The sequence below is a fragment of the Chamaesiphon polymorphus CCALA 037 genome (assembly GCF_003003845.1).
GTDB classification, from domain to species: domain Bacteria; phylum Cyanobacteriota; class Cyanobacteriia; order Cyanobacteriales; family Chamaesiphonaceae; genus Chamaesiphon; species Chamaesiphon polymorphus.
In genome coordinates this window covers 1-7,647 of record NZ_PVWO01000277.1, presented here as the reverse complement: position 1 = coordinate 7,647, position 7,647 = coordinate 1, and the positions used below count along the sequence as shown (strand labels likewise).

Genomic DNA, 7,647 nt, shown 5'->3' with positions numbered 1-7,647 from the left:
CTTATCTAGGTAAGAACACTATTAATTTATTACCGGATTCAGCCGCAGATAGCCGTCCGATTATTTTGATTGGGGGGATGAATGGTGGTGGCAAAACGACGATTATGGATGCCCTGCGGTTGGCTTTGTACGGTGCTCGCGCGCAGTGTTCGACGCGGGGAAACTTGAGTTATGGTGATTTTCTCGACCAATGCGTGAGTCGGCAAACACCATTGAGCGAAAAAACGCGGGTAGAATTAGCCTTTGAAGTTGCTGAAGAGGGCGAGTTACGCGAGATTCGGATCGTCAGATATTGGGAACGCAATCCTAAAGATGGTAAGGATACTTTAGGAATATTGGTCAATGATTGGGCCGATAAAATGCTCCTGAATACTTGGGAGGAATATATCGAGAATCTGTTACCGCTAGGAATTTCTAATCTATTTTTATTCGATGGCGAACAAGTCAAAGAATTAGCAGAGCAAGAAACTCCACCCGTCGGCGTATTCGATGCGATTCAATCATTACTGGGATTAGAATTAGCCGAACGACTGGCGACCGATTTAGATATATTAGTAACCAGAAAGCGGCGGGAGATTGCGACTGGCAAACAATTAGATGCGATCGATGAAATTGAATCGAGGTTAGAGCAACAGCAATTAGAATTAACTACGCTGGCATCAGAGTTAGAACGACTCGATGCAAAGTTAGTCATCGCGATCGAGCAAGAGCGACAAGCTTTTGATAAATTTGTCCTGGAAGGGGGCAACATTGCCGCTCAAGGCAAGCAATTAGATATCGAATCAAAAGCTATTCAAGCTCAAATCGATCGCCTGCGACAAGACTTAGCCGAGCTAGCGGCGGGTAATTTACCATTGGGATTAATAGCACCGTTATTAACTGAAGTTCGAGCGCAAGGAGCGATCGAGTTACGCCATCAACAAGGCAAAGCCGCCCTAGAATTATTAGTCGATCGCGATCGACGGTTGCTAGAATTTCTCGATCGTCAGCAGCTTTTAGATAACCAGATCGCCGATGTTCGCGCTTTTTTAGCCAATGAAAACCAGAACTTAGTTAAAGAAGTCGAATTAGAAAGTTCGGTTTATTTGGGTGTAGATGCTGAAGCAATAAACCAGTTAGATCGTATCCTCACCTCCGAACTCGATCGCGATCTTCACCAAGCTAGCAACCTGCAAACTCAATTAACAAAACTCGAAACCGAACTAGATTTTCTCGATCGCCAAATTGCCGAAGCTGCATCGCCCGAAGAATACACCCGCCTCAAAGCTCAAGAAAATACCGCCCGCGAATTAGTAGTTCAACTCAAAGCCGATAAAATTAGTAGCGATCGTCAATATGTCGAACTCGATCGCATCGTTACCAAAACCAAACAAGAATTAGCAAATTATACCGAAAAAAATATCCAGCTCAAAAACGATCGCCATATTATTGACTCGATCGCTAAAGTCAAAGCCACATTACAAGTATTTAAAGAAAAACTGACGCTCAAAAAGATTAATAAACTCGAAAACGAAGTCACCGAATGTTTTCGCTATCTACTGCATAAATCCGAACTCGTCGGGCGCGTGACGATCGATAGTACCACATTCACCCTATCCCTCCACGATCGCGACGGCAAATTATTACCCAAACATCGACTCTCCGCAGGCGAAAAACAACTGCTGGCGATCGCCTTATTATGGGGGTTAGCTAGAGTCTCAGGACGCCAATTACCGATCGCGATCGATACACCATTAGGTAGACTAGATTCCTCACATCGCACTAATTTAATCGAACGCTATTTTCCCGCCGCTAGCGAGCAAGTGATTTTATTATCTACAGATACCGAAGTCGCTGAAAGTGAGGTGGCAAAATTACGAGAACAGGGTGCAATTACGCGAGAATATATTCTAGAGCACGATCCTAACGCCCAACGCACGCAAGTTAAAGCCGGATATTTTTGGTAAGATTGGTTAAACCGATCGCGAAATTAGGTAAAGTATGACCATTAAAATAATCGACCTCTTTGCCGGAATCGGTGGAATTAGACTTGGATTTGAGGTGCATGGCTGCGAGTGCATTTTTTCTTCAGAATGGGATACCGATGCTCAAAAAATGTATGAAGCTAACTATGGGGAGTTACCACATGGAGACATTACTAAAATTGCGCCTGAAGATATCCCCAAACACGATATTTTACTTGCTGGCTTTCCCTGTCAGCCGTTTAGTATTATTGGCAAATCTTTAGGCTTTGCCGACACGAGAGGAACGCTATTTTTTAATATCGAAGAGATTTTAAGAAGCAAGCAGCCTTACGCTTTTATGCTAGAAAATGTCAAACAACTTAAATCTCACGATCGCGGTCGAACTTTACTGGTAATTAGAGAAAAGCTCGAAGCCTTAGGCTATTTCGTTCATATTGCCGTTTTAAATGCCTTAGATTTTGGTCTGCCTCAAAAAAGAGAACGAATAATTATTGTTGGGTTTAGAGAAGATCTTGATTTTAGCTTTCCGACACCATTAGGTTCGTATCGATCGCTATCAAAGGTATTAGAAGATGACAATAATATCGATCCATCGTACTTTGCGACCGATAAAATAGTCGCTAATCGTCTAGACAAAATTAAAAAACTATCGCCTAATCCTTCTATATGGCATGAAAATAAGGGCGGAAATATATCAGCTTTACCATACTCGTGCGCGTTGAGAGCGGGGGCATCTTATAATTATCTATTAGTAAACGGAAAAAGACGTTTGACTTCTAGAGAGATGCTAAGATTACAAGGCTTCCCAGAGACTTTCAAAATTGTGGTTAGCTACCAAGCCATGCGAAAATTGACTGGCAATAGCGTCGCAGTACCAGTAATCGAAGCTGTTGCTGGTAAAATGGTTGAAGCGATTCAGCAACGCCAACTGAAAAAAACAGTCAAACAACTTACCCTTTTGGAAGCTATTTAAGCATGACTTTAGCAGAAGCAAAAGCTGCCTTGGATCGGATTATCAAAATTAGCCGAGTGCATTTGTATAAGCCGATTCAAATAGCTGAAATACTCTATCGCGATCGGGTTCATCGAGATCTAGATTTGAGCGATCTAAATACATATCGAAACACGTCTAAAGCTTGGCGAAATTTAATCACCGATCGTTTTGTAGGGCGAAGTAGTTCCTCTTCAGCAGAGTATCAAGAAGCTCTATTTACTAAAGCCATGCCACCTCAAACCTTAGTAGTTTTAGGTGAAGAAAATAGGTTGAAAGGTGGAATTATTGAAGCATATATTTATCGTCGATTTGCCGAACGGTTTACACAGCTATCATCTGCATTAAAATATTACGACACTCACAGTACTACCGATTTTGAAGTTCGAGAATTTATCGATTTATTCTGGAAAGAGCCAGGATTGCGACGAAGTATCGATAAAGTTTATGAAATCGTCGTCTATTCATTATTTTCTAGTTTAGTTGAAGCTTTAGAAGTTACAATTACGATCTCCATTAATGAAAATAAGCTGGGTTTACTAGAGGAGTTCTCAGATTTCACCGAAATGGTAATTGGGCTTACACCAGATAACTATTTATTGAATCTACCAGCTAAAATTTATCGAGTTGGCATCACAAATGCTGCCGACAGAGGATTGGATATGTATGCTAATTTTGGGATGGCTATCCAAATTAAGCATCTTTCATTAACGACCGAATTAGCTGAAAATATTGTCGGCTCAGTCACCGCAGACAGAATTGTTATCGTTTGCCGAGACAGCGAACAGGCATTAATAGTCTCATTGCTCAATCAAATTGGCTGGAAAGCCAAAATTCAGAGTATTATTACTGAGAGTAATCTGCACGAATGGTACGAAAGAGCTTTGCGTGGCTCGTTTAGTGCAGTTATTGGCGATCGAATTTTGCTAACATTAAAAGAGCAAATTATCGCCGAATTTCCAGCTTCCGACAATCGAGACTTTACTAAGTTTTATGAAGATCGAAACTATAATTTGTTAACAGACGATCTTTGGATTTAATAGATTTCTAATATGCTTCAAAAGCTCGTTGTTTTTCGATCGACAAATTACCAGCGGGTTTTTTCAACCCGCATTCTGCTCGAACATTGCTAACTCGATCGAATTATTGAATTGTGGCAATAATTACGGTGATATTGTCGCTGCCACCATGCTGCTTGGCTGCATCTACTAGAGCTTGGGCTGCCAGTTCTTCGGTTTCGGCTTGGAGATGGATGGCAATCTCATCGTGCGGGACTTCTTCGGTCAAACCGTCGCTACAGAGTAAAATTCGATCGCCAGTAGTAATATCTTGAGTTTGAATATTAATTTGTCGTAAATCGCGCCGACCCAGACAATGGGAAAGGACGTGACGCAGGGGATGGACTTTGGCTTCTTCGGCATTGAGTTGCCCCAATTTCATCGCTCTAGCCACCCAAGTATCATCTTCAGTAATTGCATCTAACTTGTCACCACGCAACCGATACAGCCGCGAATCGCCCACATGCGCCGACCAGACCAAATCGTCGCGGAATAGAATCATTACCAACGTGGTGCCCATATCTCCGCGCTGGGCATTTAATTCTTGGTCGGCGACGATCGCATCATTGGCGGCAATTAGAGCTTGGGCGAGCAGATTTTTGGTATCGGGTTCTGTCTCCCAATTACGATCGAGATATGCGTGTGCTACCTCAATCGCGATCCGGCTGGCTTCTTCACCACCAGCATGACCGCCCATCCCATCTGCAACTATAAAAAATCGTCCATCAGGATCGATATGGTATGAATCTTGGTTGGCACTACGCACCATCCCTTTATCTGTAAGACCTGTGAACAGCGATTTCATAATCTAATGCCTGTACCGATTAACAATCTTTAAATTTTCAAACAGACAATTTGTCAGAGCGTGCGAGTTAGTTTGGAGCTGGCTGCCGCAGCGTTCGCAAATCTGGCGATCGATACAACTTAATTGAGTGTTTGCTATTTATCGATCTCATAATACCCAAATTGGGACACTGCGATCGTGTAATTGCTACATTCTATTCTAGTAGTATCTCGTAGGCGAAATCGCTCGGTTATGACATCCGATCTTGACGATCCAATTTGCGCATTTGCCGGAACCAGGTTACCAGAGCGATAACTGCCATAGTACCTACTACGCCAGCCGGAATTACCTGTGCGTTGACAAATAAAATCGTAGCAGACAATGTAAAAGCCGCAACCAAGATGGCATAATTTGTATTTTGCTGCATGGTACCCAGCCTGCGGAGGTAACGATCGGTTTCGCTAGAGCGGACGCGGACGCGAATGTCGCCGCGCTCTAATTTGTCGATCGTATCTTCGAGGCGGCGGGGCAAGCCTAAAGCAGAAGTGCCCACTTGAGCGGCTTGTCTGCCGATCTCGGCGAGAAATGTATTGGCATCGGGGTTAGTATTACCGTTACTGTTCATAATCTGAAATGCAAAGGGCTGGGCGGCTTCCATAAAGTTAAAATCGGGGTCTAATCCTTTGCCAACACCTTCGATCGTGGAAAAAGCCCGCATCACGAAGGTAAAGGTCGCTGGAAACCGGAAGGGTTGCCCGTAGGCAATATCATACAAGTCGTCGGTTATCTGCGCGATCGATTGCGATTCGATCGGTTTGTCGAGGAAATTATCGAGCAGGTATTGCACCGAGCGACGAATCGGATCGGTATCGGCTTCGGCAGCAATCGCACCCAGTCCGACTAAACCTTTGACTACGCGATCGGCATTGCGTCCGGCGATGGCTAAGAGGGTATCCATCAGCTTTTCTTTGGTACCGGGCGCGATCCGCCCCATCATGCCAAAATCATAGAAGATTAAGGCTCCGGTTTTAGGGTCGATCGCTACATTTCCTGGATGCGGATCTGCATGGAAAAAGCCATCGGTGAGCAATTGTTGTAAATAGGCGGTAGCACTTTGGCGGGCGATCGTTTGGCGATCGAGTCCAGCGGCTTCGAGTCCTTCGTAGGAGCTGATTTTAATCCCCGGTAAATACTCTAGCGTCAGCGTCCGAGTAGAGGAATACCGCCAGTAAACCCGAGGCACCATGACCCAATCTTGCGATCGAAAGTTCCGGCGGAAGGTATCGGCATTTTGGCCTTCACTGATATAATCTGTCTCTTCCCACAAGATCCGACAGCATTCGTCGTAGATCCCCAGCCAGTCGCGTCCGCCGCCACCCCATTTAGGATGATTCTGAAAATATTTGGCAATCCCGCGCAGGATTTCCAGATCGATCGTAAATAATTTATTTAGTCCGGGGCGTTGAACTTTGACGACGACATCTTCCCCCGTATACAGTCTGGCTAGATGTACTTGCCCCAGACTCGCCGCTGCCAGAGGAATCGGGTCGAAACTGGCAAATAATTCGGGGATCTTTTTGCCCAAATCTCGCTCGATAATCTCTTCAACTTGGCTATAACTAAATGCTGGTACCCGATCTTGCAACTTCGAGAGTTCTTCGACATATTCGACGGGGAATAGATCGGCACGGGTTGAAAATAGTTGCCCTAATTTGATGAATGTCGGCCCTAATTCCAAAAAGGTATCCCGAATCCAAATTGCTTGTTTGCGCCGCCTAGCCGCCTGTTTTGCCTCAGTATAGCCGCTAATATAGCTCCACTTCTTACCATCTATCCAAGAACTACTCAAGAAGGTCAGGAAAAACGACCAAATATCGATCGTCCGCCGCCGCTTGGAATAGTTATTTCGGTTCCAGCGATAAGCACGGTTATCATTACTCATCTGTGGATCTGTCACAATTTGGGGCATAGAGATCGCGGACGCTTCCGATCCAGTAGCTTCAGGTGGTAAAGACAAACGCGTGCTTGCCTCAACTCCGCTAGACACGAGTAACCGCTCTTCGGCAGAATCGCCGCTCGGCGAGGGACAAGGTTCGGAAATAGCAGTCACAAAATTTATATTAGGGGTTAGTGGTTATTCGATTCGGCAGAGCCGACGCTTCTCTTCTCTTCTCTTCTCCTTTCGGAGACGCTTCGCTACGAGACGCTACGCGTTGGCGTAGCCTCGCCTCTGGCGATACGAGACGCGAAGCTGAACGCGAACGAGCGATTATTTTTGGCGATTAACATTGACCGAGCATAAAATTGCTTACGATCGGTCGAATTTATTTATGGACGAACAGCAGACCTCTAGATTTGTCTTTGAGGGCAATTCTGTCTCGATGTCCTTTTGACGTCAGGTGACCCGACGAGCGGACATCCCAAACTCCACAAAATGCTAGCTGTTAACTCTCATGACGATGGCGTTGAATTTCGGCTCTGAGTCTGGCAATTTCTGCTCTGAGTTCGTCGATCGTTTCTTGGACATCGACTGTGCGACCATCTGCCGATACAGTAGTAGTATTCCCACCAGCATTACTAGTCTCTCTGGCAGCACGCTCGATTACTTCTTGGGTAAACTGGCGCAGTTTTTCGCCTTGTTCGGCGTTAATTTTGCCTAATTCGCTCAGGGTATAGGTCAAAGTCTCGCCTAGTTTGTCATTGATGCTCTGAGCTAGAGCGCGACCGACAAAAAAACTATTTAGTGCGGGTTTTGTCATAGTATCGATAGCTACGATTAATGGGGCTTCCGTAAAGAATTATAACGCGTCGAACGTGGCTGTTGGGGCTATCGATCGGTCTAACTTTGGT

6 protein-coding genes are annotated in these 7,647 nt (G+C 44.9%); 3 read left to right on the top strand and 3 right to left on the bottom strand.

Annotation, left to right across the window (positions count from 1 at the left end; translation table 11 throughout):
• From dndD to C7B77_RS18835, 3 genes are all read left to right on the top strand, one after another.
• Positions 1-1,946, top strand: a 1,946-nt coding sequence (gene dndD / locus C7B77_RS18845) for a DNA sulfur modification protein DndD (RefSeq protein ID WP_106308260.1), incomplete at its 5' end; no start/stop codon positions are given.
• Positions 1,947-1,980: 34 nt separating this feature from the next.
• Entirely contained in the window at positions 1,981-2,937 is a 957-nt protein-coding gene (locus tag C7B77_RS18840; RefSeq protein ID WP_106308257.1) for a DNA cytosine methyltransferase, read from the top strand.
• Between the two features lie 2 nt (positions 2,938-2,939).
• On the top strand, positions 2,940-3,995 hold the full coding sequence (locus C7B77_RS18835) for a HaeII family restriction endonuclease (RefSeq protein WP_106308254.1): 1,056 nt from the start codon (positions 2,940-2,942) through the stop codon (positions 3,993-3,995).
• A gap of 103 nt (positions 3,996-4,098) precedes the next feature.
• Here C7B77_RS18835 and C7B77_RS18830 read toward each other — a convergent pair whose 3' ends face one another.
• The 3 genes from C7B77_RS18830 to C7B77_RS18820 all read right to left on the bottom strand — a co-directional run bounded on the left by C7B77_RS18830 (position 4,099) and on the right by C7B77_RS18820 (position 7,556).
• Entirely contained in the window at positions 4,099-4,818 is a 720-nt protein-coding gene (locus C7B77_RS18830; RefSeq protein ID WP_106308251.1) for a PP2C family protein-serine/threonine phosphatase, read from the bottom strand.
• 229 nt (positions 4,819-5,047) lie between these two features.
• A complete protein-coding gene (locus C7B77_RS18825; protein ID WP_245894271.1) occupies positions 5,048-6,766 on the bottom strand; it encodes an ABC1 kinase family protein in 1,719 nt (572 codons plus the stop codon).
• A 475-nt stretch (positions 6,767-7,241) separates the two neighbouring features.
• Positions 7,242-7,556, bottom strand: a complete 315-nt coding sequence (locus C7B77_RS18820) for a DUF6825 family protein (RefSeq protein WP_106308245.1) — start codon at positions 7,554-7,556, stop codon at positions 7,242-7,244.
• Positions 7,557-7,647: the final 91 nt, after the last annotated feature.

Bases quoted from the DNA above. Each gene is read 5' to 3' on its own strand.
- C7B77_RS18840 (WP_106308257.1), top strand. From the start codon at position 1,981: ATGACCATTAAAATAATCGACCTCTTTGCCGGAATCGGTGGAATTAGA.
- C7B77_RS18835 (WP_106308254.1), top strand. From the start codon at position 2,940: ATGACTTTAGCAGAAGCAAAAGCTGCCTTGGATCGGATTATCAAAATT.
- C7B77_RS18830 (WP_106308251.1), bottom strand. From the start codon at position 4,818: ATGAAATCGCTGTTCACAGGTCTTACAGATAAAGGGATGGTGCGTAGT.
- C7B77_RS18825 (WP_245894271.1), bottom strand. From the start codon at position 6,766: ATGCCCCAAATTGTGACAGATCCACAGATGAGTAATGATAACCGTGCT.
- C7B77_RS18820 (WP_106308245.1), bottom strand. From the start codon at position 7,556: ATGACAAAACCCGCACTAAATAGTTTTTTTGTCGGTCGCGCTCTAGCT.